Origin of the sequence: Luteimonas terricola, assembly GCF_004352845.1 — a bacterium.
GTDB lineage: Bacteria > Pseudomonadota > Gammaproteobacteria > Xanthomonadales > Xanthomonadaceae > Luteimonas > Luteimonas terricola.
Genome location: NZ_SJRX01000006.1, coordinates 1 through 26,634, shown reverse-complemented (window position 1 = coordinate 26,634; position 26,634 = coordinate 1). Strand labels below are relative to the sequence as shown.

General features: G+C 69.5%; 24 protein-coding genes and 1 riboswitch. Of the genes, 9 read left to right on the top strand and 15 right to left on the bottom strand.

Features of this window, described 5'->3' with window-relative positions; genetic code table 11:
* Positions 1–36: 36 nt before the first annotated feature.
* Together E2169_RS09960 and E2169_RS09955 are read right to left on the bottom strand one after the other, a co-directional pair.
* Positions 37–1,923 carry a M48 family metallopeptidase gene (locus E2169_RS09960; RefSeq protein WP_132986462.1) on the bottom strand — a complete coding sequence of 629 codons (1,887 nt, stop codon included), beginning with the start codon at positions 1,921–1,923 and terminating at the stop codon, positions 37–39.
* A gap of 6 nt (positions 1,924–1,929) precedes the next feature.
* On the bottom strand, positions 1,930–2,532 hold the full coding sequence (locus E2169_RS09955; RefSeq protein WP_188726151.1) for a LemA family protein: 603 nt from the start codon (positions 2,530–2,532) through the stop codon (positions 1,930–1,932).
* A gap of 83 nt (positions 2,533–2,615) precedes the next feature.
* On the opposite strand from E2169_RS09955, the gene E2169_RS09950 reads away from it, so the two are divergent.
* Positions 2,616–4,043, top strand: a complete 1,428-nt coding sequence (locus E2169_RS09950; RefSeq protein WP_132986460.1) for a serine hydrolase domain-containing protein — start codon at positions 2,616–2,618, stop codon at positions 4,041–4,043.
* A 485-nt stretch (positions 4,044–4,528) separates the two neighbouring features.
* Here E2169_RS09950 and E2169_RS09945 read toward each other — a convergent pair whose 3' ends face one another.
* From E2169_RS09945 to E2169_RS09920, 6 genes are all read right to left on the bottom strand, one after another.
* Positions 4,529–5,128: a histone gene (locus tag E2169_RS09945; protein WP_132986459.1), complete on the bottom strand. Its 600-nt coding sequence runs from the start codon at positions 5,126–5,128 to the stop codon at positions 4,529–4,531.
* Positions 5,129–5,163: 35 nt separating this feature from the next.
* On the bottom strand, positions 5,164–5,841 hold the full coding sequence (locus tag E2169_RS09940) for a hypothetical protein (RefSeq protein WP_132986458.1): 678 nt from the start codon (positions 5,839–5,841) through the stop codon (positions 5,164–5,166).
* 31 nt (positions 5,842–5,872) lie between these two features.
* Positions 5,873–6,265, bottom strand: coding sequence for a glycine cleavage system protein GcvH (gene gcvH / locus E2169_RS09935; protein WP_132986457.1), 393 nt, complete (start codon positions 6,263–6,265; stop codon positions 5,873–5,875).
* Between the two features lie 69 nt (positions 6,266–6,334).
* On the bottom strand, positions 6,335–7,435 hold the full coding sequence (gcvT, locus tag E2169_RS09930) for a glycine cleavage system aminomethyltransferase GcvT (RefSeq protein ID WP_132986456.1): 1,101 nt from the start codon (positions 7,433–7,435) through the stop codon (positions 6,335–6,337).
* Positions 7,436–7,561: 126 nt separating this feature from the next.
* Positions 7,562–8,002, bottom strand: a complete 441-nt coding sequence (locus E2169_RS09925) for an NfeD family protein (protein WP_132986455.1) — start codon at positions 8,000–8,002, stop codon at positions 7,562–7,564.
* A 3-nt stretch (positions 8,003–8,005) separates the two neighbouring features.
* On the bottom strand, positions 8,006–8,965 hold the full coding sequence (locus E2169_RS09920; protein ID WP_132986454.1) for an SPFH domain-containing protein: 960 nt from the start codon (positions 8,963–8,965) through the stop codon (positions 8,006–8,008).
* 98 nt (positions 8,966–9,063) lie between these two features.
* On the opposite strand from E2169_RS09920, the gene E2169_RS09915 reads away from it, so the two are divergent.
* Entirely contained in the window at positions 9,064–9,375 is a 312-nt protein-coding gene (locus E2169_RS09915) for a hypothetical protein (RefSeq protein ID WP_132986453.1), read from the top strand.
* On the opposite strand, the gene hemP is transcribed toward E2169_RS09915, so the two are convergent.
* Together hemP and E2169_RS09905 are read right to left on the bottom strand one after the other, a co-directional pair.
* On the bottom strand, positions 9,365–9,529 hold the full coding sequence (hemP, locus tag E2169_RS09910) for a hemin uptake protein HemP (protein ID WP_132986650.1): 165 nt from the start codon (positions 9,527–9,529) through the stop codon (positions 9,365–9,367). The genes E2169_RS09915 and hemP overlap by 11 nt on opposite strands.
* 111 nt (positions 9,530–9,640) lie before the next feature.
* On the bottom strand, positions 9,641–10,609 hold the full coding sequence (locus E2169_RS09905; RefSeq protein WP_132986452.1) for an aldo/keto reductase: 969 nt from the start codon (positions 10,607–10,609) through the stop codon (positions 9,641–9,643).
* Positions 10,610–10,698: 89 nt separating this feature from the next.
* On the opposite strand from E2169_RS09905, the gene E2169_RS09900 reads away from it, so the two are divergent.
* From E2169_RS09900 to dusB, 4 genes are all read left to right on the top strand, one after another.
* Entirely contained in the window at positions 10,699–11,829 is a 1,131-nt protein-coding gene (locus E2169_RS09900) for a GGDEF domain-containing protein (protein WP_132986451.1), read from the top strand.
* 81 nt (positions 11,830–11,910) lie between these two features.
* Positions 11,911–13,209 carry a NupC/NupG family nucleoside CNT transporter gene (locus E2169_RS09895; RefSeq protein WP_132986450.1) on the top strand — a complete coding sequence of 433 codons (1,299 nt, stop codon included), beginning with the start codon at positions 11,911–11,913 and terminating at the stop codon, positions 13,207–13,209.
* Positions 13,210–13,219: 10 nt separating this feature from the next.
* Positions 13,220–14,188, top strand: a complete 969-nt coding sequence (locus tag E2169_RS09890) for a ribokinase (RefSeq protein ID WP_132986449.1) — start codon at positions 13,220–13,222, stop codon at positions 14,186–14,188.
* Between the two features lie 91 nt (positions 14,189–14,279).
* Positions 14,280–15,272, top strand: a complete 993-nt coding sequence (gene dusB, locus E2169_RS09885; protein ID WP_132986448.1) for a tRNA dihydrouridine synthase DusB — start codon at positions 14,280–14,282, stop codon at positions 15,270–15,272.
* Positions 15,273–15,311: 39 nt separating this feature from the next.
* Here the strand turns inward: dusB and E2169_RS09880 are convergent, their stop codons facing one another.
* The 4 genes from E2169_RS09880 to olsF all read right to left on the bottom strand — a co-directional run bounded on the left by E2169_RS09880 (position 15,312) and on the right by olsF (position 19,712).
* Complete coding sequence (locus E2169_RS09880; RefSeq protein WP_132986447.1) at positions 15,312–15,911, bottom strand: nitroreductase family protein; 600 nt, start codon at positions 15,909–15,911, stop codon at positions 15,312–15,314.
* Positions 15,912–16,059: 148 nt separating this feature from the next.
* Complete coding sequence (locus tag E2169_RS09875; protein WP_132986446.1) at positions 16,060–17,106, bottom strand: metal-dependent hydrolase; 1,047 nt, start codon at positions 17,104–17,106, stop codon at positions 16,060–16,062.
* 75 nt (positions 17,107–17,181) lie between these two features.
* Positions 17,182–18,000: a UDP-2,3-diacylglucosamine diphosphatase gene (locus E2169_RS09870; RefSeq protein ID WP_132986445.1), complete on the bottom strand. Its 819-nt coding sequence runs from the start codon at positions 17,998–18,000 to the stop codon at positions 17,182–17,184.
* Positions 17,997–19,712 (bottom strand): bifunctional ornithine lipid synthase OlsF, encoded by a 1,716-nt coding sequence (olsF, locus tag E2169_RS09865; RefSeq protein WP_132986444.1) that lies wholly within the window; start codon positions 19,710–19,712, stop codon positions 17,997–17,999. Before olsF ends, E2169_RS09870 begins: the two co-directional genes overlap by 4 nt.
* Before the next feature lie 169 nt (positions 19,713–19,881).
* Here olsF and metK point away from each other — a divergent pair, with 169 nt between their 5' ends.
* Positions 19,882–21,093 carry a methionine adenosyltransferase gene (metK, locus tag E2169_RS09860; RefSeq protein ID WP_132986443.1) on the top strand — a complete coding sequence of 404 codons (1,212 nt, stop codon included), beginning with the start codon at positions 19,882–19,884 and terminating at the stop codon, positions 21,091–21,093.
* A 408-nt stretch (positions 21,094–21,501) separates the two neighbouring features.
* Here metK and E2169_RS09855 read toward each other — a convergent pair whose 3' ends face one another.
* Positions 21,502–24,018, bottom strand: coding sequence for a S9 family peptidase (locus E2169_RS09855; protein WP_132986442.1), 2,517 nt, complete (start codon positions 24,016–24,018; stop codon positions 21,502–21,504).
* A gap of 240 nt (positions 24,019–24,258) precedes the next feature.
* Here E2169_RS09855 and E2169_RS09850 point away from each other — a divergent pair, with 240 nt between their 5' ends.
* The gene (locus tag E2169_RS09850; protein ID WP_132986441.1) at positions 24,259–24,807 is read left to right on the top strand and encodes a DUF6933 domain-containing protein; all 549 of its coding nucleotides are present in this window, start codon (positions 24,259–24,261) and stop codon (positions 24,805–24,807) included.
* A 51-nt stretch (positions 24,808–24,858) separates the two neighbouring features.
* Positions 24,859–24,942, top strand: a riboswitch (S-adenosyl-L-homocysteine riboswitch).
* 52 nt (positions 24,943–24,994) lie between these two features.
* Positions 24,995–26,443, top strand: a complete 1,449-nt coding sequence (ahcY, locus tag E2169_RS09845; protein ID WP_132986440.1) for an adenosylhomocysteinase — start codon at positions 24,995–24,997, stop codon at positions 26,441–26,443.
* The last annotated feature ends 191 nt before the right edge of the window (positions 26,444–26,634 follow it).

The following is a 26,634-nucleotide window of genomic DNA, read 5'->3' as shown; positions in this document are numbered from 1 at the left end:
GCGGCGGGGACTATGCGTTTGTGCGGGCGGCTTGCCTCAGCCCGCTGCTTCGAGTCCCGGAGGCAGCGGGCAGTGCAGCACGCCGCAGATGGTGCGCAGCAACTCGGACTCGGCCACCGAGATGCGACCGTCGTGGCTGGCCGCGGCGGTCACCGCCTCGACCATCGCCTGCTTGGCCAGCGGCTCCAGCGCGTCGAGCGCCGGCCAGACCTCGTCGAGCGCGAGCACGCCCGCGGCCGGCGGCGCGTAGGGCAGATGGTCGCGCGGCAGCACGCGCTGCAGGCCGGCCAGGTACGCGCGCTGCGCCGCGGCCGGGTCGCCCGGGCTGCCGGCGTGCGCCACGACCGCAAGCAGGGTCGCGAACTCCTGGCGCACGCTGCCCGGCTTGCGGCGACCGAAGCGCGCGTGGTTGCGGGGGTCCAGCGACTCACGCAGCTGCACTTCGAGCAGTCGCGCCATGCAGTATTCGAACAGCGATACGCGGCCGTCGCAGTGGACCACGGCGTGCACGGTGTCGAGGAATGTTTCCAGCTCCGGGCGTGGGCGCCGGCGCAGCACCGGGAACGCGATCGCGGCCAGCGGCAGGCGCTGCATCGGGTGCAGCGCGACCAGCTCGCCGCGATGCAGTGCCAGCGCCCCCTGGGCCACCGCGTCGCCCAGGCGCGCGGTGATTTCCGGCAGCTGGCGCCCGCGGATTCCGGGATCGTCGTCGAGCAGCAGCCCCAGCACCAGCGGCAGCACCGCCTCGCGCGAGCGCGCCAGCGTGCGCAGCGCTTCGGGCATGGCATGGACGATGGCATCGGCGCGATGGTAGTCGTCCGCCTCCGGATGGCCGACCTGGGCGGACACCATTGGCGGCGTGACATCGAAGTTGCCGTCACGCGCCGGCAGCGTGCCCGGGTGCCCGTCCAGGCCCATCATCCGGTCTTCCTGCAGGCCCGACGGCGGCGCCATCGCCCACTGTGCGCGCATGCGTTCGAGCTGCTCGCCGCCGAAGCCCGGCTCCAGCGCCTGGATGCGCTCGAGGATCGGCGGGTGGGTGGCGAACAGGCCGCTGAAGCCGACGCCGTCGCCGAACAGCATGTGGCTGGCCTCCTCGGCGTCGGCCCTGTCGCTCAGGCGCGCGCCGTCGGGCAGGCCGCCGATCTTCTTGAGCGCGCCGGCCAGACCCGCGGTCTGGCGCGTGAACTGCACCGCCGAGGCGTCCGCCAGGCGTTCGCGCGTGCGACTGACGCTGGCCTTGATCATGCGCGCGAAGAACATGCCGATGGCGCCGACCACGATCGCCACCAGCGCCGCGCCCAGGATCGCGGCCCCGTTGCGGCTGCGGCTACCGCCCAGGTACAGCACCTTGCGCCCGATCAGGCTGATCATGAGGATGCCGAACAGCACGCCCATCAGGCGGATGTTCAGGCGCATGTCGCCGTTGAGCACGTGGCTGAATTCGTGCGCGATGACACCCTGCAGCTCGTCGCGGTTGAGGCGGTCGAGCGCCCCCCGGGTCACCGCGATCGCCGCGTCGCTGGGCGAATAACCGGCGGCGAAGGCGTTGATCGCCGACTCGTTCTCGAGCACGTAGAGGCTCGGCACCGGTGTGCCCGAGGCGATCGAGATCTCCTCGACCACGTTGCGCAGGCGGCGCAGCGATGCATCGGTGGTGTCCTGCGGAACCGGGGTGCCGCCGAACTGCAGCGCCACCGTGTCGCCGCCGCCGCGCAGCGAGGCCATCCGGTACAGCGACCCCAGCCCGATCACCGCCAGCGTGGCCAGGGTGGTGAATGCCAGCAGGCCCCAGTTGGGGCCCGCCATCACTGCCACCGCGATGTCGATGGCCAGCACGATGCCGACCACCGCCAGCGCGAACAGGACAACCAGCCGGGTGCTGTTGCGGCGGGCCTTCGCCTGCTGCTCGAAGAAGTTCATCGAGCGCTAGAACTGGACCTTCGGCGCCTCGCGGACCTCGGCCTTGTCGGCCGGGATCTCCAGCAGCGCCGCGGCATCGAAGTTGAACATGCCGGCCAGGATGTTGGACGGGAACACTTCGCGCTTGATGTTGTAGGCCATCACCGAGTCGTTGTAGGCCTGGCGCGCGAAGGCGACGCGATTCTCCGTAGAGGTGAGCTCCTCGGTGAGCTGCATCATGTTCTGGTTGGCCTTGAGGTCCGGATAGGCCTCGGCGACCATCATCAGGCGGCCCAGGGCGCCGTTGAGCAGGCCCTGCGACTGGCCGAGCTCGGCCATCGCCGCGGGATCGCCCGGGCTGGCCTTGGCCGCCGACAGACCCGACATCGCGGCGCTGCGGGCGGCGATCACGGCCTCGAGGGTCTCTCGCTCGTGCGTGAGATAGCCCTTGGCGGTCTCGACCAGGTTCGGGATCAGGTCGAAGCGGCGCTGCAGCTGCACGTCGATCTGGGCGAACGCGTTCTTGAACGCGTTGCGGGCGGAGATGAGGCCGTTGTAGATGCCCACGCCCCACATCAGCGCGACCACGATCACACCGGCAAACACGAGCAGGATCAGCAGGCTGGACATCAAAGCTCCCCTTGTTCATGCAAATGCGGAAACAGGGGCATATGATCACCCCGCAGTCGCAGCATACGCAGGGGGAACGCCCGATGAAAGAAGCAGCGCGCACGCCTCGCCGCCTCTTGTTGGCCGCAGGCCTCTTCGCATGTCTCACGCCAATGGCGGTGGGTACGGCGGCACAGTCGGAACTCGCATGGCAGCCGTCCACGGATGTCCAGGTCAAGGCGGCACCGGCAGTACCCGTGGTCGCCGGCCCGGCGCCGATGTTGCCGCCGGGCACCACGCCGATGCCGTTGGCCACCGATTTCGACGTCGCCCGCTTCGAAGCCATGGCGCAGATGGTGGTGGCGAACCAGCGCGTGCCCGGCCTGGCGATGGCCATCGTCCACAAGGGCGAGGTGCTCAGCGCGCGCGGCTATGGCATCACCGATGTCAGCGCCGCCGAGCCGGTCGACGCACACACGGTCTTCCGCCTGGCGTCGCTGTCCAAGCCGTTCGCCGGCACCGTGACCGGCCTGCTGGTCGCCGAAGGTTCGCTGCGCTGGGACAGCAACGTCGCCGACTTCATGCCGGCGCTGCGCTTCTCCAATCCCGAGGCCGCCGGCAAGCTGACCGTCGCCGATGTCCTCAGCCATCGCGTCGGACTTGGCCGCAACACCTACGACCGCGACATCGAGCGCAATGCCGACTACCGCACCCTGGTGCAGAGGTTCGCCGACGCACCGATGACCTGCGACGTCGGCGAGTGCTACAGCTACCAGAACGTGGCCTTCAGCCTGGTCGGCGACGTGGTGTTCGCCGCCACCGGCCAGTTCTTCAGCGAGGCCGTCGCCGGACGCATCTTCAAGCCGCTGGGCATGAACGATGCCAGCTACGGCCTCGAGGGCATCCAGGCGAGTCCGCGCTGGGCCAGGCCGCACGTGCGCGCGGGCGGCGGCTGGCGCTCGCTCACGCCCAAACCCACCTACTACCGGGTCGCACCGGCCGCCGGCGTCAACGCCAGTATCAGCGACATGGCCCAGTGGCTGATCGCGCAGTCCGGGCGCCGCCCCGACGTGTTGCCGGCGCCGCTGCTGGCAACGCTGCAGCAGCCGCTGGTATCGACACCGCGCGAGATGCGCACCTCGTCATGGCGGCGGGAACGCGTGAACGAGGCCGGCTATGCGCTTGGCTGGCGCGTCTATGAATATGCCGGCCATCGCGTGGTCTTCCACGCCGGCGCGGTCCAGGGCTATCGCGGCCTGATGGCCCTGATGCCCGAGCGCGACCTGGGCGTGGTGGTGCTGTGGAACGGCGAAAGCAGCCTGCCCACCGGCCTGCTGCCGACCATCCTCGACAGCGCCATCGGCCTGGGCCCGCGGCAGTGGCTGGATGTCGATCTTGAAGAGGTGGACGAGCTGTTGCTTGCCAACGCCGCAGCCGACAGCGATGCCATGCCGACGCGACGCGCCGGCACGACGTCGACGGCGGGTTCCGGCGGTTCCGGCGCCGCCGCCTCGACCGCAAAGCCGCAGTAACGCACCAAAGAAAAAGGTTCATCTCCCAACTGAGGGAATGGCGCGCCATTGATCCTCTGGGGCGCCGGGTGCCGGGTGCCAAGGCCCTTGAGTGCTCATGTCCCCCGGCGCTGGCCTGCGGCCATCGCCTCCTCCTTGACTTCGCTCTCAAGGGCCTTGGCACCCGGTGCGCAGCAGTACGCGGTGGCCCAGGAGCGAAGCCCGGGACCATGCGCATCTGCGGCCGAAGCCGAGCCCCGCCGTGGCCGGGAGGCCTTCGCGGGGAAGTAAAGGAGGAGGCATTCGCCGCCAGGCGGATGCCGGGGGACATGAGCCGCGAAGGCCTCCCGGCCGCGGCGGGGCCCTCCAGGTCACGGCGACGCATAGCGAAGGAAGCAGACACTCCTCGTCGAACCGGCTCCCCGGAGTTCGGAGATGAACCAAGAAAAACCCCTCCCCCGCCTGGGCTGCGGGAGAGGGGCTGCGTTTACGGCGATCGGGATTGCTTACATCAACGGTGCAGGTGCGGCCGGGATGGAGACGACCGGCGCCTTGGCCTTGCGCGGCGCACCCTTCTTCGCCGCCTTCTTGGCGGTCTTCTTCACGGTCTTCTTCACGGTCTTCTTGGCGGCCTTCTTGGCCGTCTTCTTCGCCGGCGACTTCCTGGCGACCGCCTTCTTCACCGCCTTCTTGGCGGCCTTCTTGGCTGGGCGCTTCTTGGCGACCTTCTTCGCCGCCTTCTTGGCGGTCTTCTTGGCAGCCTTCTTGGTGGCCTTCTTGGCTACCTTCTTGGCGACCTTCTTCTTGGCGACCTTGCGGGTGGCCTTCTTCGCGGTCTTCTTGGCAGCCTTCTTGGTGGCCTTCTTGGCTACCTTCTTCTTCGCTACCTTCTTGGCGACCTTCTTCTTGGCGACCTTGCGGGTGGCCTTCTTCGCGGTCTTCTTGGCAGCCTTCTTCACGGCCTTCTTCACGGCCTTCTTGGCGACCTTCTTCTTCGCGACCTTCTTGGCGGCCTTGCGCGGTGCAGCCTTGCGCACGGCCTTCTTCGCGGTCTTCTTCGCCGCCTTCTTGGCGGGCTTCTTTTTCACGACTTTCTTAGTGGCCATGTGATGGCTCTCCTCGTCAGTGGGACTTGCAGGTACTACTGCCCAGTACGAAACGCACCGCGGGTATCGGACCCACGGCCAACCGACGACGCGCAGAGCGCGTCGTGCCGGATCTGGTATCGCTCGATACGAAAAAACCCGCTGCGCAATGCATCGCGGGTTGCATGATTCGATGGCCCTCGAGTTTTCGCGGGGGAGACAACGCCCGAGCCCACCATGCCGGGCATCCCGGCGGAGGACTGAGTTGTATCGCGCGCTGTCGCTTGGTTCGCACTCACTCGCTTCTGTTGCCACGTGTTGTTGTGGCGAAACCTAATCACGGTTTTTTTCGGTGTCAACACCCTTCGTCGCCCCGATGGCACTGCACGGGAGCGGCCATCACCGCCATCGCCGGCGAAAGCGACGTGCCGACGTGCCGCGCAAGCGAGGGTGGAAACGCCGACGTGTCGATGCTGTTGCAGGAAAGCGCTTGTTTTAAGCGCTTCTAGCGCGCTGCGCGGAATTTGTCCGATGCGTGCATCGATGTGTGCGAGCGGCATCGGCGCGATGCGGCGGCATGCGGCATCCGTGTGTACGTCGCGTGCAGACGCACGCAGGGAAGGCGCCGCGAATGGCGCTTCAATGACCGAATTGCGCGAAAGTGCGCGGACCTTGTCGACCGCTTCAACACCCCGCACGAAGAACGCCGGGCAATGCCCGGCGTTCTGAAACACGATGCCGCGCGTCGCGCGGCGATGGCGTCTGTCAGTCGTCGCCTTCGATCAGCGCGGCGTAGTCGTCGGGCTCGAGCAAGGCCTTGGCCTCGTCGGGCTCGCTGGCCTCGATCACGAACAACCAGCCTTCGCCGAAGGCGTCCTCGTTGATCGTTTCCGGCTTGTCGGCAAGCGCCTCGTTGACCTCGAGGATCGTTCCCGACACCGGGGCATAGATATCGGAGGCGGCCTTGACCGACTCGACCACGGCGCACGCGGTGCCAGCCTCGACGCTGTCGCCGACGCCGGGCAGGTCGACATAGACCAGGTCGCCGAGCAGGCCCTGGGCATGGTCGGAGATGCCGACGGTGACCTTGCCGCCGCCTTCGACACGGGCCCACTCGTGGGACTTCATGAACTTGAGATCGCCAGGGATTTCACTCATCGCATTGCTCCGGAAACAGCGTTGCTGGGGGGGTGGACGGCTAGTGTAGCGAAGGGCCGGGGCGGTGGATCAAATGCCGTCGCGTGGCTGGCCATCGCGTACGAAGGGATAGGCCACCACGCGCACCGGGACTTCGCGACCGCGGATATCCACGCGCACCTCGCCCGGCGCGCCCGCCGGAATCCGCGCCAGGGCGATCGCCTTGCCCAGCGTGGGCGCGAACGTGCCCGACAGGACCACGCCCTCGCCGCTGCCCGCGAGCACCTTCTGGCCGTGGCGAAGCACGCCCTTCTCGTCCATCACCAGGCCGACCACCTGGCGGGCGTCGCCGCGGTCGCGCTGCGCCTCGAGCACCGCGCGACCGTTGAAGTCGCGCCCGTCGTCGAGCGATACCGTCCAGCCCAGGCCGGCCTCGTAGGGCGTCACCGATTCATCCATGTCCTGGCCGTACAGCGGCAGGCCGGCTTCCAGGCGCAGTGTGTCGCGCGCGCCCAGGCCCGCCGGCGCCACGCCCGCCGCGACCAGCGCGTCCCAGAACGCCACCGCGTGCCCGACCGGCAGCGCGACCTCGAAGCCGTCCTCGCCGGTGTAGCCGGTGCGGGCGATGAACAGCGGCGCGCCGTCGGCGGAGCGCACGTCGCGGCTGGCGAACTTGCCGAGCCTGGCGATGGCGGCCTGGTCGTCCGCGTGCACGAGGCCCAGCACCTTGTCGCGCGCCTGGGGGCCCTGCACGGCGATCATCGCCAGGTCGTCGCGTACCCGGACCTCGATGTCGAAGGGTGCCGCCTGGGCGTTGATCCACGCCAGGTCCTTGTCGCGGGTGGAGGCATTGACCACCAGCCGATAGAAGTCGTCGCCGAGGTAGTAGATGATCAGGTCGTCGATCACCCCGCCCTGCCCGTCGAGCATGCAGGTGTACAGGGCCTTGCCCTGGACCTTGAGCTTGTCGATCGAGTTGGCGACCAGCCTGCGCAGGAAGTCGCGCGCGCGCGCGCCGTGCAGGTCGACCACGGTCATGTGCGAGACGTCGAACATGCCGGCGGCGCGGCGCACATGGTGGTGCTCCTCGATCTGCGAGCCGTAATTGATCGGCATGTCCCAGCCGCCGAAGTCGACCATCTTCGCGCCGAGCGCGCGGTGGGACGCGTTGAGGACGGTCATTCGGGTCATGGGATGTCGGTTCCTTTTGCGGTGGAAGGCCATTATCGCCCTTCGGACGCCGCCCGGCACGCCATCGGCACTGCTGCCGTTCCCGTCCCCCGATCCTGCGGGAGCTGTTCCCACGGAGGGTTGAGGTCAACCGGCCTCGCGGACTTCCAGGACCATGCCGTTGGCGCCGATGACGCGCACCCGCTGCCCGGCTTCGAGTTCGGGGCCGCTGACTTCCCAGTAGGCGTCGTCGAGCTTGACCCGACCGCGCCCGCCGACGATCGCGCGGTCGAGCGCGACCTCGCGCCCGACCATCTGCTCGGCGCGGCGGTTGAGGAGGGGGCGGTCGCTCGGACGCTCGCGACGACGCCCCCACTTCAGGTACGCGAGCACGGCCACGACGCTCAAGGCCGCGAACAGCACCACCTGGACCAACAGGCCCAGCCCGGGGAACAGCAGCACGACCAGCCACACGACCGCTGCGGCGATGCCCATCCACAGCAGGAATGCGCCCGGGATGAAGGTTTCCGCCGCGATCAACACCAGTGCGATCGCGGCCCAGGCGATGGTGTTGGCGCTCCAGGCCATGGTTCAGTCCCCGCGCCTGGTGTCGACCCGCGCACGGGTCTCGACCTGCTGCTTGCCCAGGGCTTCCTTCGCCAGCTCGGCGATGCCGGCGATCGAACCGATCACGCCGCTGGCCTCCATCGGCATCAGCACGAACTTCTGGTTCGGCCCGACGGCCAGCTCGCGGAACGCCTCCACGTACTTCTGCGCGATGAAGTAGTTGATCGCCTGCACGTCGCCGGCGGCGATGGCGTCGGACACCATCTGCGTGGCCTTGGCCTCGGCCTGGGCCAGGCGCTCGCGGCCCTCGGACTCGCGATAGGCGGCTTCGCGCTCGCCCTCGGCCTCGAGGATCGCCGCCTGCTTCTCGCCCTCGGCGCGCAGGATGGCGGCCTGGCGGTGGCCTTCGGCTTCAAGGATCACCGCGCGACGCTCGCGCTCGGCCTTCATCTGCCGGGCCATCGAGTCGATCAGGTCACGCGGCGGCTGGATGTCGCGGATCTCGATGCGCGTGACCTTGATGCCCCAGGGATTGGTGGCGGCATCGACGACGTTGAGCAGTTGCGCGTTGATGGTCTCGCGGTTGGACAGCGACTCATCGAGATCCATCGAGCCGATCACCGTGCGGATGTTGGTCTGCACCAGCGCGATGGTCGCGATCTCGAGGTTGGAGACCTCGTAGGCGGCCTTGGCGGAATCGAGCACCTGGAAGAACACCACGCCGTCGACCTTGACCACCGCGTTGTCCTTGGTGATCACGTCCTGCGAGGGCACGTCGAGCACCTGCTCCATCACGTTGACCTTGCGGCCCACGGCCTGCATGACCGGGATCAGCAGGTGCAACCCGGGCGACAGGGTGTGCGTGTACTTGCCGAAGCGCTCGACGGTCCACTCGAAGCCCTGCGGCACGATGCGCACCATCTTGAAGAAGAAGATGATGAACGCGACCGCCAGCACGGCGGCGATGAAGGTGGCTCCGGACATCCGCACTCTCCCCGATGAATGATCTGGAGTATAGACGCGGGCCGGTCGGCGACTGTGACCGCAGCTGCCGCCAACGGGTTGCTCAGCGGTCGCTGGCGATGGCCGGCCTCGAGTCCGTCGCTGGTCTCGGGGCGCACGCCGACGCCGACGCCGAAGCGGCCGAAGCCGGTGCCCACGGTGATGCCCGGCTCGTAGCGGAACAGGTCCTCGAGGTCGCGGACGACCAGTTCGTCCATGCGCTCACGATCGATGATGCCGACGGTATTGGGCACGTCGACAACCACGCGCTCGGTGCGGGTGGCGGCGACCGCGACGCGGTCGAACTCGACGGCGCCCGAAGCGGACGCGGCGGCGGCCAGCGGGGCGTCGGCGGCGCCGCGGGACGCCCGCAGCCGACGCTTACTTGGTGAGGATCAGCTTGTCGTTGCGGGTGTGGCGGAGGCGATAGAGCTCGCTGCCGTGGCGGATGAGGACCTCGCGCTGGCCGTGCAGCAGGCGGACGCTGTCCACCTCTTCCGCACGCGTGACGTCCAGGCGCCCGTCGACCGGGGATGCGTCGGCCATGGCTTCGAAGCTGGAGGGGTGGGACTGGGAGGCAAGCATCGCGGGCTCCTCATCATCGGCAGGAGGCATCAATGCTAATGATTCTCATTTGCCTGTCAACCGGAATCTGGCTCAGGCCGCCGTGGCGCCCTCAACGCGGCGCCAGGTGGTTTCTTCCACCTGCCCGCCCAGGACCAGCGCCTCCAGGTTCTCGATCAGCTGCGGCACGCGGCTCGCACCCAGGATCACGGTCGAGACGTGCGGGTTGCGCAGGCACCAGGCGATGGCCAGCGCGGCCGGGCGCACGCCGAGTTCCCCGGCCAGCGCGGTGAAGCTTCGCGCCCGCGCAAGCTGCTCGTGGCCCTCGTCGCCGGCCAGCCGCTCCCGCAGCCAGTCCTCGCGCGCGGCCCGCGAACCCTCGGGAACGCCGTCGTTGTACTTGCCGGTCAGCAGGCCCGAGGCCAGCGGCGACCACACCGTGGTGCCCATGCCCAGCTCGGCGTACAGCGGTGCGTACTCGAGCTCCACGCGCCGACGGTGCAGCAGGTTGTACTGCGGCTGCTCCATCGTCGGCGGCTGCAGGTGGTGGGCGCGCGCCGCCGCATGCGCCTCGCGTACCAGCGCAGCCGGCCACTCCGACGTGCCCCAGTACATCACCTTGCCCTGGCGCACCAGCGCGTCCATCGCGGCCACCGTTTCCAGCACCGGAACGTCCGGGTCGGGGCGGTGGCAGAAGAAGAGGTCGAGGTAGTCCACGCGCAGCCGCTTCAGCGCCGCATGGCAGGCGTCGTGCACGTGCTTGCGCGACAGGCCCTTCTGCATCGGCAGCGGATCCGCGGCGGAGCCGAACATCACCTTGCTCGACACTGCGAAGCCGTCGCGCGGCAGCCGCAGGTCGACGATCACATCGCCCATCACCCGTTCGGCGTCGCCCTGGGCGTAGCTCTCGGCGTTGTCGAAGAAGTTGATGCCGTGGTCCCAGGCCGCGGCCACGAGGTCGCGCGCCTCGCCGCGCGCGATGCCGCTTCCGAACGTGGTCCAGGCGCCGAGCGACAGCGCCGAGAGCGCCAGCCCCGAGGCGCCAAGCCTGCGGTATTCCATCGTCGACAACTCCATTCACTTGCCCGGGCCGCAGTGTACGCGCGCCGCCGCGCTATCCTCTGCCGCAGGCAAGGGGAACGATACGCACGATGCACGCCAACGACGGCGGGATCCGCGACACGCTGGGGCGCCTGATGGCAGCGCCCGACGAAGTCATGCGCGAACTCGGTGGAAGTGGCGAGCGCCTGGTCGCGCGCGTGCGCCTGCTGCTCTCGGTGTTCGCGCTGGCCCTGCCGCTGCTCGTCGCGGCGGCGGGCGCGGGCACGGGCCGGATCCTGGTCTGCCTGGGCGCAGTGGTGCTGGCGAACGCGATGGCGCTGCTGTGGCTGGTGCTGACGCGCAGGCGCCGGCCCTGGCTGCCGTTCGCGACCAGCGCCTGGGACATCACCCTGGTGTCCGTGGTGCTGGCGGTGCTGGTGACCCGCGATCCGGCGGCCACGCTCCACGGCGCGGTCGCATGGTCGTTCTACCTGGTCGTGATCGGGTCCACGGCCCTGCGCGCAGACGGTCGCCTGGCGCTGTTCACCGGCGGCCTCGCACTGGCCCAGTACGCCCTGCTGGCTGCGGCGGAGTACGCGCGCGGCGCGGTGCCCGTCGGCCTGCAGCCTCTGGATGCCGACGCGCTGGGGATCGGCGCGCACCTCTCGCAGGTACTCCTGCTGGCACTCGCCACCGCCACTGCCGCGGTCCTGGCCCGGCGCATGCAGTCGCTGGTGGAGCTGTCCGGACACGATGGCCTCACCGGGCTGCCGAACCGCTCCTGGCTGCTGCAACGCATGCCGCACGTGTTCGCGACCGCGCGCAACTCGGGGGCCTCGCTCACGCTGGTGCTGCTCGACATCGACCGCTTCAAGCGCGTCAATGACGAAGCCGGGCCAAAAGCCGGCGACCGCGCGCTGCGCCACATCGCCTCGACCATGAGCGGGATGCTGGCCGACAACGAGGCCCTGGCACGGATCGGCGGCCAGGAGTTCGTGATGGTGCTGCACTGCCCCGCCGGCAGCGCCTGGGAGCGCCTGGACCGCCTGCGCCGCACCCTGGTCGAGCGCCCGTTCCTGCCCGAGCGCGGCCAGGATGCCTTCGCCTTCACCTTCAGCGCGGGCCTGGCGGCCTGGCCGCAGGACGGCGCCAGCACCTCGGGACTGCTCGGCTGCGCCGACCGCCGGCTGAAGGGTGCCAAGGCCGCCGGCGGCAACCGGATCGTGGCCCGCGACCCCTGAGCAAGGTTGCCCGCCTTCCGGGCCTGCACTACGCTGCTCCGTCGCCGCGCGCCCGCGGCACCGCCAGGGGATCGGATTCGGATGGAATTGCTGACGCGGATCGGTTTTGGCCTGTTCGGCCTGGCCGTGCTCATCGGGATCACCTGGCTGTTCTCCAACAATCGTGGCCGGGTCGACTGGAAGCTGGTGTCGACCGGCGTCGCCCTGCAGGTCGCCTTCGCGGCCCTGGTGCTGCTGGTGCCCGGCGGGCGCGAGGTCTTCGACTGGCTGGGGCACCTGTTCGTGCAGGTGCTGGGCTTCGTCAACGCGGGCTCGGAGTTCATCTTCGGCAGCCTGATGGACGTGCAGACCTACGGCTTCATCTTCGCCTTCCAGGTGCTGCCGACGATCATCTTCTTCGCCTCGCTGATGGCGGTGCTCTACCACCTGGGCGTGATGCAGGCGGTGGTGCGCGTGATGGCGCTGGCGATCACCAAGGTGATGCGCGTGTCCGGCGCCGAGACCACCAGCGTCTGCGCCAGCGTGTTCATCGGCCAGACCGAGGCGCCGCTGACGGTGCGCCCCTACATCTCGCGCATGACCGAGTCCGAGCTGATCACGATGATGATCGGCGGCATGGCGCACATCGCCGGCGGCGTGCTCGCCGCCTACGTGGGCATGCTGGGCGCGGGCGATCCCGCGCAGCAGGCGTACTACGCCAAGCACCTGTTGGCGGCCTCGATCATGGCCGCGCCGGCGACGCTGGTGGTCGCCAAGATCCTGATTCCGGAGACCGGCGAGCCGCTGACCCGCGGCACGGTGAGGATGGAGGTCGAAAAGACCACCAGCAACCTGATCGATGCCGCAGCCGCCGGCGCCGGCGACGGCCTGAAGCTGGCGCTGAACATCGGCGCCATGCTGCTGGCCTTCATCGCCCTGATCGCGATGATCAATGCGCCGCTGACCTGGCTGGGCGACGTCACCGGCCTCGCGGCGGCGATCGGCAAGCCGACCGACCTGTCGGCGATCTTCGGCTACGTGCTGGCGCCGGTGGCCTGGCTGATCGGCGTGCCCTGGGAAGACGCCGGCACCGTCGGCTCGCTGATCGGGCAGAAGGTGGTGATCAACGAGTTCGTCGCCTACCTGCAGCTGGCCGACATCGTCAACGGGCGCGTGGAAGGCGTGTCGCTGGGTGACGAGGGCCGGCTGATCGCGACCTACGCGCTGTGCGGCTTCGCCAACTTCAGCTCGATCGCGATCCAGATCGGCGGCATCGGCGGGCTCGCCCCCGACCGCCGCCAGGACCTGGCGCGCTTCGGCCTGCGCGCGGTGCTGGGCGGCACCATCGCCACGCTGATGACCGCGACCATCGCCGGCGTCCTGACCCACATCGGCGCCTGAGGCCCGGGTCGTGTCGCGCGTCGTCGTCGCCGGTTCGTTCAACGTCGACCACGTCTGGCACTGCGGGAACCTGCCTCGGCCGGGCGAGACGCTGGCCGGCAGCTACGCCACCGGCCCGGGCGGCAAGGGCTTCAACCAGGCCGTGGCCGCGGCCTCGGCCGGCGCCACAACCACCTTCATCTGTGCCCTGGGCGACGATGAGGGTGCGCGGCTGGCGCGGCGGCTGGCGGCTGCGCACGGCATCGACCTGCGCGCCCAGGATGCCGACGTCGCCACCGGCACCGCGGGCATCTTCGTCGACGCCCGCGGCGGCAACAGCATCGTCATCGGACCCGGCGCCAACGCCGCGCTGTCGCAGGATTTCGTGGCCGCGCAAGGAAAGGCCATCGCCGCCGCCGACGTCGTCCTGGCGCAGCTCGAGTCGCCGGTGGAGGCCATCGTCGAGGCGCTGCGGCTGGCCCGCGCGAACGGCGCGCACACCGTGCTCAACCCGGCGCCGGCCAATGCCGCCTGCAGCCGCGAACTGCTGGCCGTGGCCGAAGTGCTGACGCCCAACGAGACCGAGTTCGCCAGCCTGCTGGCGCGCCACTGTGGCGACAGCGTCGATGCCGATGCGCTCGCCACCATGGACGGCGAGCGCCTGCACCGCCTGTGCCGCACCCTGCTCCCGCGCGGGACCCTGGTGCTGACGCTGGGCGCGGCAGGCTGCTTCGTCTCGCATCGCGAGGACAGCCTCCGCGGCGATGGAAGCGCCCATTACCGCTGCCCCGCCGCCGAGGCGCGAACCGTCGACAGCACCGGTGCCGGCGATGCCTTCAACGGCGCGCTGGCGGCATCGCTTGCACTGTCGCCTGCGCAGCCCTTCTCCGGCCACGCGACCTTCGCCACCCGCTATGCCGCGCTGTCGACCGAGCGTGAAGGCGCGGCCGCATCGATGCCGAACGCAGACGAAGTCGCCGCGCGCTATCCCGGCGCCTGATCGCGCCGCGTCGCCTCGCAGCGCGTGGCCGGTTGAAACCGGGCCTCTGGCCGGATCGACGCCCTCGGCAGCGATCGGCGACAATCCCGCCATGCGCATCGGCCCCCACGCCATCGCCCCGAACGTGGTCCTCGCGCCCATGGCCGGGGTCACCGACAAGCCGTTCCGGCTGCTGTGCAAGCAGCTGGGCGCGGGCCTGGCGATGTCCGAGATGACCATCTCCGACCGCCGCTTCTGGAGCACGGAGAAGTCGCTGCGACGCATGGACCACGCCGGCGAGCCCGATCCGGTCGGCGTGCAGATCGCCGGCACCGAGCCCGCACAGCTGGCCGATGCCGCGCGCCACAACGTCGACCAGGGCGCGCGCATCATCGACATCAACATGGGCTGCCCGGCGAAGAAGGTCTGCAATGCCTGGGCCGGCTCGGCGCTGATGCGCGACGAAGCGCTGGTCGCACGCATCCTGTCGGCAGTGGTCGAGGCGGTGGACGTGCCGGTGACGCTGAAGATCCGCACCGGCTGGGCCGCGGACCAGCGCAACGCGGTCGCCATCGCGCGCATCGCCGAGGATTGCGGCATCGCCGCGCTGGCCGTACACGGCCGCACGCGCGACCAGCACTACACCGGCATCGCGGAGTACGACACGATCGCCGAGGTGAAGTCGCGGCTGCGCATCCCGGTGATCGCCAATGGCGACATCGACTCGCCCGACAAGGCCGCCGCCGTGCTGCGCCACACCGGCGCCGACGCGGTGATGGTCGGACGTGCGGCGCAGGGCCGGCCGTGGATCTTCCGCGAGGTCGCGCACTTCCTCGCCACCGGCGAGCGCCTGCCGCCGCCGTCGCTGCGCGAGGTCCGCGACATCCTGCTCGGACATCTCGAGGCGCTGCACGACTTCTACGGCGAGCAGTCCGGCGTGCGCATCGCGCGCAAGCACCTGGGCTGGTACGCGAAGGACCGGCCGGAGAATGCCGCCTTCCGCGCGGTGGTCAACGCCGCCGGCAGCGCCCGCGCGCAGCTGTGCCTGACCCGCGACTACTTCGACGCGCTGGCGGCGGGCGAACTGCAGCCGGTCGCCGCCTGAGCGACAGGCACCTTCGGCCTGCCGTCGCGGCGCGCAGGGTCAGCCGAAGACCTTGAAGCGGGTCGCGTCGTCGATGAAGGTCTTGTCGCCGAACGGGGCCTCGTTGGAGCCGAACGGCATCTGCGCGCGCAGCTTCCAGCTTTCCGGAATATTCCATTCCCGGGCCACGGCCTCGTCCACGACCGGGTTGTAATGCTGCAGGCTGGCGCCGATGCCGGCCTCGGCCAGCGCCGTCCAGGTCGCCACCTGGGCGATGCCGGTCGAATGCTCCGACCAGACCGGGAAGTTGTCGGCATACAGCGCGAACTGCTCCTGCAGCCCCTTCACCACCGCCTGGTCCTCGAAGAACAGCACCGTGCCGACACCGGCGGCGAACGAGGCCAGCTTGCCCTCGGTCGCGCCGAACGCCTCGGCCGGCACCAGCGGGCGCAGCGCTTCGCGGGTCAGCGCCCAGAACTTCTCGCTCTCCGCGCCGAACAGGATCAGCGCGCGCGAGGACTGCGAGTTGAACGAGGACGGGCTCCAGCGGATCACGTCCTTGATCAGGGCCTCGATCTCGGCCGGCGACTGCTTGACCTGCCTGCCGAGGCTGTACTGGCTGCGGCGCTTGCGCAGCGATTCGATGACGACGTTGCTCATGGGACTGGCTCTCCGGGAAGGTTTCAAGGGACCAGGGAATGGTATTGGAACCAATCGTGAGCGCAATCGACGTCAGAATCACTGATATTTCCATAAATAGAACGAATGCCGCGCCGGGAACGCCCCCGCCCCTGCCGGCGCGCCGGATTCAGCAGGACAGGGAAAGACAGTCGTCCGCGGCCAAGTCGACATGAGGATCGAAGATGCGTCCCCAGACCATCGGCAGCCGGCCACCGGCACCGTCCCAGGAGAAAGACAGCTGCTTCGGGGCGATCCCGTGCCAGCGCCCGCCGTCGTGCCCGGCCACCGCGAAATTGAAGCTGTAGTCCGGCTCGCTGCCCATGCGCAAGTCGGTCAGCACCAGCTCACCGTCGACCTCGCTGGCGCGCATGAAGCCGTGGTTGAACCAGGCCAGGCGCGCGACCGCGGGAATGTCGGCGGCCTCGGCCAGGGCCGCGACGTCGGAGGCATGGGGCTGGAACCGCATCGCCCCCTCGTCGGCCACCAGCGAGCGGAAGCCTTCGACGTAGCCATCCGGCGTCATCGCCACCACCCGCCACAGCAGGGTGTTGAACGGCGTGGGCACCGAGAACCGCGGCGCGTCGGCCAGCCCGATCGCAGCCAGCGCACGATCGGCTTCGCGCTCGACCATGGCCTTGGCGGCCAGCGACCAGCCGAGGTAGGCGGTGCTCAGCACCAGGCCCGCCGCCAGCGCGCGCTGCGCGGCCACGCGCTCGCGCAGGAAGAACGCGGCGACGCAGGCCAGCAGCAGCCAGACCGTGTACAGCGGATCGATGATGAACACGCTCGACCACATCACCGGCCGCAGCGGCAGCGGCCAGAGCAGCTGGGTGCCGTAGACGGTGAAAGCATCGAGTACCGGGTGCGTCAGCAGCGCCGCCTGGATCGCCCAGAACCAGCGCTTTGGCGATTGCGCCACGCGGCCGCCCCGCCGGCGGAAGAAGGCCCATAGCAGCCACCCGAGCAGCGGCAGCACGAACAGCGAATGGCTGGCGCCGCGGAGCAGGGTCATCAGCGCCACCGGATCGTCGGTGAGCAGGAGGATGGGCAGCGAATCGAGGTCGGGCAGCGTGCCGAGCGCGGCACCGGCGAGCAGTGCCGCGCGGCGATGGCGCGCCGGCGCGATGGCAGCGGCGACCGCGCCGCCGAGAACGATCTGGGTCAGGGAATCCATGCGCGGATGCTAGCCCGGCCTATGCTGCAATCGTGAACGCCCCATCGCATCCGGCAACCGGCAAGGCAATGGCGCTCAGGCCGCGCAGGTCAGTGCGGGTTCCTCTCCGACGCCCCGCGCCGGTGCCACCTCGGCCAGCACTTCGCCGCGATGCGACAGCAGCCTCAGGGTACCGTCGCACTCCTCGACCAGCGCGGTGAGGCTCTCCACCCAGTCGCCGTCGTTGGCATAGACCAGGCCGTCGCGCTGCAGCAGCGCCGCGCGGTGGATATGGCCGCAGACAATGCCGTCCAGGCCTCGCCGGCGGACATCGTCCAGCCCGGCCTGGACGAAGCGTTCGATGTAGCGCTCGGCGGCACTGCTGCGGCGCTTGAGGAACTCCGACAGCGACCAGTAGCGCATTCCCATGCGCAGGCGCGCGCGGTTGAGCAGCTGGTTGCCGGTGAGGATCCGGTAGTACAGCCAGTCGCCGGACTTCTCCTGCAGGTTTCCGAACTGGGTGATGCCGTCGTAGTCGTCGCCGTGCACCACCAGCAGGCGGCGGCCGTCGGCGGTGGCATGGATGGCGCGCCGGCGCACCTGCATCTCCGGCAATGCCAAGCCGCACAGGCGCCGCACCGGCCGGTCGTGGTTGCCCGGCACGTAGATGATCGCGGTGCCGGCGCGGCTGAGCGAGTGGAGGGCCTCGACCACGCGGTCGTGCGCCCGGCCCCAGCGTGCGCGACGCTGCGCCAGGTACCACAGGTCGATGATGTCGCCGACCAGGTAAAGGCGTTCGCAGCGCAGCCCTTCCAGGAAGGTGGCGAGCTCGGCGGCGTGGCAGTGGCGCGAGCCCAGATGCACGTCGGACAGGAACACCGCGCGCCGCGGCGGCGGCTGGGGAACGCTTCTCATGCCTGCTCTCCTTCGCGGCGCAGCCAGCGCCGCGCCTTCTGTGGACGTACGCGGTGCAGGTCGACTTCGACCAGGCCATCGATCGAATCGCTGAACGCGGGATCGATGCCGAACGCCAGGAAGCGTGCGCCGCCCGGCTCGCACAGTTCGGTGTACTGGCGATACAGGGTCGGCACGCTGGCCCCGTGCGCGGCCAGGTTGGCCTTGAGCACGCCGTATGCCGTGCCGGCGTCGAGCGCGCCGAAGCACGGCGGCGCGGCGAAGTACTCGAAGGGGCGGCCGGGGGTGGCCAGCGCCTCGCCGGCACCGTGGTAACGCTGGTAATAGGCGACCAGCTGTTCGCGGGCTTCGCGCGGCAGCGCGCCGCTGATCGATACCGCACCGAACAGGTAGCGCAGCCGCGGCCGGGCGGCGATGTAGGCGCCGATGCCCTGCCACAGGTAGTCGAGGCTGCGACCGCCACGGTAGTCCGCCGCCACGAAGCTCCTGCCGAGTTCCAGGCCCTCGGCGATGCGCGGAATGGCGTCATCGGCGTAGCGGAACAGCGACGCCGTGTACAGACCGCCCAGCCCGCTGCGCGCCAGCACCTCGGCCCCGCGCGCCACGCGATAGGCGCCGACGATGCGCGATGCGGCATCGTCCCAGAGCACGATGTGCTCGTAGTGCGCGTCGTAGGCGTCGAGGTCGCAGGCCCGGCGCGTGCCCTCCCCGACGCTGCGGAAGGCGATCTCGCGCTGCCGGCCGAGCTCGCGCAGCAGCGGCGCCTCCAGCGCCCGCGGGCCGTCGAAGCGCGCCAGCAGCACCTGCTTGCCGTCGCTGGTCTCGCCCAGGCACTCGCAGCCGGCGACCGCCGCGCGCACCTGCGCTGCCGGCAGCGCGGGCGCGATGGGCGCCATGCCGGCCACGCGCGCCTCGCTGCGGCGGCCGATGGCGTACAGCGTGCGCCGCACCTCGCGCATCGCGGATCCGGCGTCGGTCCCGGGCGCGATCACCCGCGGCCAGCCCACGCGCAGGCGCAGGGGGCGCTGCCTGTGCGCGAACATCTCCCGCGCCAGCAGCGCGGTGGCGGCCGGCTTGTAGAGCACCGATACGCCGTAGAACAGCGGCGAATTGCGCGCCTCCACGCGTATCGGCAGCACCGGGGCCCCGGTCGCGCGGGCGAAGCGCAGGAATCCGCGGCGCCAGCGGCTGTCGCGGACACCACGCGGGCCCAGCCGCGAGACCTCGCCGGCGGGGAAGATGACCACGCAGCGCTCCCCGCGCAGGGCCTGTTCGATCGCCGCCAGGCTTGCACCGCTCGGGCGGCCGCCGAGGATGCGCACCGGCAGCATCAGCTCGCCCAGCGGCTCCAGCAGCGACAGCAGGTCGTTGGCGACGATGCAGGCGTCGCGGCGCACGCGGCCGATGCAGTCCAGCAATGCCAGCGCGTCGAGCGCGCCCGACGGGTGGTTGGCGACCACCAGCAGGCGGCCCCGGGCCGGGATCCTCAGCAGGTCTTCGGGATCGATCTCGTAGCGCAGCTGCAGGTAGTCGCGCGCGGCGGCCACGAAGGCGAAGCCGCGCAGGTGGCCGTGGGAACCGAGGAAGGCCTCGATGCGGTCGAAGCGCGACCAGCGGCCGATGCCGCGCAGCAGCGGCCGGGCCAGCTGCGCGCGCCGGCCCCGGAACCATTGCGGCCAGCGTTGGCGCAGATGTTCTTCCAGCTGCGGCATCGTTCCCCGGACGCTCCCCTTCGCCTCTGCGTGGGAAGCATGCGGACACCGCGCGACAGCGCGGTGTCGGATTTACGGCGACGCCGTGACACCTGCACAATGCGCCGAGTGGCACGCCCATGTATCATGCGCGCCCATCTCTCCATCCGAATCAAGGGATATAAGGCCGATGTCCAGCACCCTGTTCACCTCCGAATCGGTCTCCGAAGGCCATCCGGACAAGATCGCAGACCAGATCTCCGACGCCGTCCTCGACGCCATCCTGAGCCAGGACAAGGGCGCGCGCGTGGCCTGCGAGACCATGGTGAAGACCGGCGTGGCGATCGTGGCCGGCGAGATCACCACCAGTGCCTGGATCGACCTCGAGGCGCTGACCCGCAAGGTGATCCTGGACATCGGCTACAACAGCAGCGACGTCGGCTTCGACGGTGCCACCTGCGGCGTGCTCAACCTGATCGGCAAGCAGTCGCCGCACATCGCCCAGGGCGTGGACCGCAAGAAGCCCGAGGAAATGGGCGCCGGCGACCAGGGCCTGATGTTCGGCTACGCCACCAACGAAACCAGCAGCTTCATGCCGGCCGCGATCCACCTCTCGCACCGTCTGGTCGAGCAGCAGGCCAAGGTACGCAAGAAGAAGAAGTCGCCGCTGCCGTGGCTGCGCCCCGACGCCAAGAGCCAGGTCACCCTGCGCTACGACAACGGCGTGGCCACCGCCATCGACGCCGTGGTGCTGTCGACGCAGCACGCCCCGGGCATCCGGCAGAAGGACCTGATCGAGGCCGTGCGCGAGGAGATCCTCAAGCCCGTGCTGCCGGCCAAGTGGCTGCACAAGGGCACCAAGTACCACATCAACCCGACCGGCAAGTTCGAGATCGGCGGACCCGTCGGCGACTGCGGCCTGACCGGCCGCAAGATCATCGTCGACACCTACGGCGGCTGGGCCCGCCACGGCGGCGGCGCGTTCTCGGGCAAGGATCCGTCGAAGGTCGACCGTTCCGCCGCCTACGCCGCGCGCTACGTCGCCAAGAACGTGGTCGCGGCCGGACTGGCCGGCCGCTGCGAAGTGCAGCTGAGCTACGCCATCGGCGTCGCCGAGCCGACCTCGATCGCGGTCACCACCTTCGGCACCGGCAAGGTCGGCGACGACGTGATCGAGAAGCTGATCCGCCGCCACTTCGACCTGCGTCCCTACGGCATCATCAAGATGCTCGACCTGGTGCACCCGATCTACCAGCGCACCGCCAGCTACGGCCACTTCGGCCGCAAGCCGGAGGAGGTCAGCTACACCGACGGCGCCGGCAAGACCCATACCGCCACGGCGTTCTCCTGGGAGAAGACGGACAAGGCGGACGAGCTGCGACGGGCCGCGAAGCTGAAGTAATCCGCGGCAACACGTGCAACAAAAAGACGGGCCGCAATCGCGGCCCGTTCTTTTTTTGGTTCCTCTCCCGCACCGGGTACCAAGGCCCTTGAGGACTCATGTCCCCCGGCGATGGCCTGCGGCCATCGCCTCCTCCTTGACTTCGCCCTCAAGGGCCTTGGCACCCGGTGCGCAGCACTCCGCGGTGGCCCCAGGAGCAAAGCCCGCGATCTCGCGCATGGTTGCGATACCTGCAAGCCAACGCAGAGCCCCCGAAGTGGCCGGGAGGCCTTCGCGGGGAAGTCAAGGAGGAGGCATCCGCCGCCAGGCGGATGCCGGGGGACATGAGCCGCGAAGGCCTGCCGGCCACCGCGGGGCAACGAGGTCCCGCGACGGCCTCACGACCACCACAGGGCCCTCCAGGTCTCGTTACGGGCTTGCCGTAGCCGCGGCTTCGACCCCCGCCGCACGCGGCGGGGCGTTGCGCACGTAGTTCTCCAGCCAGTCATTGGTCTCCGCCAACATGTGCAGGATCGATTCGCGGGCGCGGTAGCCGTGCGACTCGTTGGGCAGCATCACCAGGCGCGCGGTGCCGCCCAGGCCCTTGATCGCCGAGAACAGGCGTTCGCTCTGCATCGGGAAGGTGCCGGAGTTGTTGTCCTCCTCGCCGTGGATGATCAGGATCGGTTCGTTGATCCCGTGCGCATGGTTGAAGGGCGACATCGCGTGATAGGTGTCGGTGGCCTGCCAGTAGTTGCGCTCCTCGGCCTGGAAGCCGAACGGCGTCAGCGAGCGGTTGTAGGCACCGCTGCGCGCGATGCCGGTGCGGAACAGGTCCGAATGCGCGAGCAGGTTCGCGGCCATGAACGCGCCGTAGGAATGGCCGCCGATGGCGATGCGGTCGCGGTCGGCGACGCCGCGCGCCACGACCTCGTCCACCGCCGCCTGTGCGCTGGCGACCAGCTGGGTGACATAGGTGTCGTTGGGCTCGGCGTCGCCCTCGCCGATGATCGGCATCGACGGACCGTCGAGCACGGCGTAACCCTGTGCCAGGTAGGCCAGCGGGCCCCAGTAGCTGATGCGGTTGAAGCGGTGCGGCGAACCGCGCACCTGGCTGGCGACGTCGGCGGATTTGAACTCCCGCGGGTAGGCCCACATCAGCATCGGCAGCGGACCGTCACGCGTGGCCTCGTAGCCGGCCGGCAGGTAGAGGTCGGCGGTCATCTCGACGCCGTCGGCGCGGGCGTAGCGGATCTGCTCCTTGCTGACGCCGCGCAGCTCCGGCGTGGGATGCGGGAAGTCGGTCAGCGCCACCGGCTCCGCGTCCGCGGCGAGCGTGCGCAGCAGCACGTTCGTGGGTTCGGTCGGCGACTCGCGGGTGGTGAGGATGCGCGAGGCCTCGGCATCGAGCAGCGCGAACGGCGCCTCGTACCAGGGTGCCTCGGAATGGAACAGGCGCTCGGTGGCACCGCCTGAAAGATCCTGCCGGTCGAGGAAGGGACGGTCGCCCTCGGACGAGGCGCCGGCGCCGATGCGGTAGATGGTGTCGCCCGCGCCTGTGGTCAGCAGCCGTGCGAAGCCACGGTCGTCGAGCTGCATCACCGGCGTGCCGGGATCGGCGTAGCGGTCTTCGTACGAACCCTCGCGCAGCAGCGCCGGAGCGCTTCCGGTATCGGGCGCCAGGCGCCACTCGCGCAGCTGCCGGCTCTTCCACCAGAACTCGGTGAGCAGGGCGAGTTCACCGCTGCCCCACTGGATGCCGCCGTAGCGCATCGACAGGTCGGCCAGCACCCCCGGCTCGCCCTTGAAGGGCGCCGCATGCGCGAACACGCGATCGCGCACGTCGACTTCGCGCGCCGGATCGCCGCCGTCCTGCGCTTCGGCCCAGACCAGGGTCGCCGGCGCGTCGGCGCGCCAGGCGATGCGGCGCACGCCGGTGGCGACGGCATCGTTGCCGGTCGGCAGGCCTTCGACCACCGGCAGCACCGCCACGGTGTGCAGCAGGCGGCCGCCGAGGTCGGTGACGTCGATGCGCCGCGGGAAGCGCGAGTACGGCACCAGGTAGGAGAACGGCTGCTCGAGCCGCTGCCGCAGCAGGTGGCGCCCGTCCGGCGAGACCGAGGCGCCGACGTACATCTCCGGCACGCCGATCCGATCCACCCCTCCGTCCAGGCCGACCCGCGCCAGCTGGCTCGTCATGTAGTACGCGAACACGGCCTCGTCGTGGGGATTGCCGAGCAGGTCCTGGTAGGTGCGCAGGCTCTGCACCTGCCCGCCACCATCGGTCTCCTGGATGTTCGGACCGGCCGGCACGCCATCGCTGGCCGGTGCCGCACCCTGCCCTTCGGGGCGAAGCAGCGCGATCAGGCCGCTGCTGTCGGGCAACCAGTCGAAACCGCTGCCCACCACGCTGCCCAGCGGCTGCTCCAGCAGCCTGCGCGCGCGTCCCGCGGCCACGTCCACCAGCCACAGTTCCACGCGCCCGGCGCGGGCGTCGACATGGCTGAAGGCGATGTGGCGCTGGTCGGGCGACCACTGCATCGAACGCAGTGCCAGCGGCTGCGGCAGGCCTTCGATGCGGCGCTCGGCGCCACCGTCCACCGCCTGCAGCCAAAGGTCGGTGCTGAAACTGAAGCCGCTGGCCGAGTGCGTGCGCGGATGGATGCGCAGGCCCGCGAGCTTGAGCTCCGGCTGGGCCACCACCTCGATGCCCGGCAGCGACGGTACTTGCATGTAGGCGATGAGGTCGCGCTGCGGCGACAGCGACAGGCGCGGCGCCTGCGGCGCATCGACGATCGCGCGCAGGGCCGGTGCGGGCAGGCGGTAGCCGGAATCCGTCGCGCGGCCGGTCGCGGCTTCATCGCGCGCCTGCGCCGCAAAGGCCGTTGCAAGCAGGGCTGCGAGCGCAAGCGGGGCGGCGAGCGCCCGGATGGAGGGCTTTGCCATGTCGGGGATCCCCAGATGTAAAGCCTCAAGCCTAGCCCGGCGGAGACGGGCTGTACCGTGGCGAGGGTCATGCTCACGACCCGTACCAGTGCTGCTCCGCTTGTTCCGACCGGTTGCACCATTGGCCCCGACCCGATGGTATATGCCGGCGCGCCGATACCTTCATGTTCACCTCCCGCTCAAAGGACGATACATGCGACACCCCCTGAAGCCCGCTTCGCAGCTCGAGAGTCCCGTCCGGTGACCGTACTTCACTGCTCGCAGAAGCTCCTCAAGCGCCTGCGCCAGCCGGCCACCCTGCCGGAGCCGCCGGCGGCCGGGAATCCCTTGGGTCCCTGGCATGCCGATATCGACTTCATCGACCGCAGTCCGTTCGTGGTGCTGATAAACGCCGCCACCGGGACCTCGCTGGTGCTGCCTGCGCGCGCAGCAGACCTGAAGCAGCTGCACGCCATGTCCGCCGAACAACTGGGGGGCCTGCTGGAGGCCTGTGGAATCGACGGGCCGCTGGCGCAGGCCGAGCTCGACGCGCTGGCGCACCCCTTCGTCTTCTCACGCAACAGCAACCGCAGCATGGCGGCCTCGATGAACCAGCGTAAGTATGAGATCTGGACGCAGTTCGCCTATCACCGGCTGACCGCGTTCGAAGCGGCGCTGCGGACGCTGGAGACACCGTTCAGGCGCAAGGACCTGGGTCCCGACTACCACTTCGCCGCCGAGCTCCTGCGTCGGCACCTGCGTCCTGCGGCGAAGATCCTGGCGTTCTTGCCGCCCCAAAGCCGCCACTGAGCGCCGGGCGTCATTCACCCGCAACGACTGCGAGCCGATATAATTCCCGGTTCCGCCGAGGGGCGCTGCGATGGCCGGCTTCAACGAAGCCCCCACCAGGCTCGGCGATGACTACTGGAACGGCGCCCGGTTCACCTCACCCACCCTCTCCCCGAGCGGGACAGGGAGCAGAAACCGGAGCTTCCGCATGAACGCACAGGTCAAGACCTTCTCCACCGAGGGCGACTACAAGATCGCCGACATCTCCCTGGCCGACTGGGGCCGCAAGGAGATCGACATCGCCGAGCACGAGATGCCCGGCCTGATGTCCATCCGCCGCAAGCACGCCGCCGGCGCCCCGCTCAAGGGCGTGCGCGTGACCGGTTCGCTGCACATGACCATCCAGACCGCGGTGCTGATCGAGACGCTCAAGGACATCGGCGCCGACGTGCGCTGGGCGTCGTGCAACATCTTCAGCACCCAGGACCACGCCGCGGCCGCGATCGCCGCCACCGGCACCCCCGTGTTCGCCTGGAAGGGCGAGACGCTGGAGGAGTATTGGGACTGCACGCTCGAGGCGCTGTCCTTCCCCGACGGCAAGGGCGGCTTCCTCGGTCCGCAGATGGTGGTCGACGACGGCGGCGACGTGACGCTGCTGATCCACAAGGGCTACGAGCTCGAGCAGGGCGACAGCAGCTGGGTCGACAGCCCCGGTGCCAGCCACGAGGAGCAGGTGATCAAGGACCTGCTCAAGCGCGTCGCGAAGGAGCGTTCCGGCTTCTGGACCACCGTGGTCCGCGACTGGAAGGGCGTCTCCGAAGAGACCACCACCGGCGTGCTCCGCCTGTACCAGCTTGCCGAGGCCGGCAAGCTGCTGGTACCGGCGATCAACGTCAACGACTCGGTCACCAAGTCGAAGTTCGACAATCTCTACGGCTGCCGCGAGTCGCTGGCCGACGGCCTGAAGCGCGCGCTGGACGTGATGCTGGCCGGCAAGGTGGCCGTGGTCTGCGGCTATGGCGACGTCGGCAAGGGCTGTGCGGCCTCGCTGCGCGCCTACGGCTCCCGCGTCATCGTCACCGAGATCGACCCGATCTGCGCGCTGCAGGCGGCGATGGAGGGCTTCGAAGTCACCACGATCGAGGACACCCTGGGCCGCGCCGACATCTACGTCACCACCACCGGCAACAAGGACATCATCACCGTCGAGCACATGCAGGCGATGAAGGACCAGGCGATCGTGTGCAACATCGGCCACTTCGACAACGAGATCCAGGTCGAGAAGCTGCAGGCGATGCAGGGCCTGACGCACGTCAACATCAAGCCGCAGGTGGACAAGTACACCTTCGCCGGCGGCAACAGCATCTTCCTGCTGGCCGAGGGCCGCCTGGTGAACCTGGGCTGCGCCACCGGCCACCCGAGCTTCGTGATGTCGAACTCGTTCGCCAACCAGACGCTGGCGCAGATCGACCTGTGGGCCAACAAGGACGCGTACGCGAACAAGGTCTACATCCTGCCGAAGAAGCTCGACGAGGAAGTCGCGCGCCTGCACCTGGAGAAGATCGGCGTGAAGCTGACGACCCTCACCCGCGACCAGGCCGAGTACCTGGGCGTGCCGGTGGACGGCCCGTTCAAGGCGGAGCACTACCGCTACTGAGGCCGGTCCTCGACCGGGAGTGAACGCGAAGGGCGCCGCAAGGCGCCCTTCTTGCATCGCGCCACCGGCTGCGGGTGGAACAGGGGGGCCAGGAGCTTTTTTGCCACGGATCGGCGCGGATTCACGCGGATAGGGCAAAAGCAACCATGTCCAAACGGCTTTATCCGCGTGAATCCGCGCCGATCCGCGCC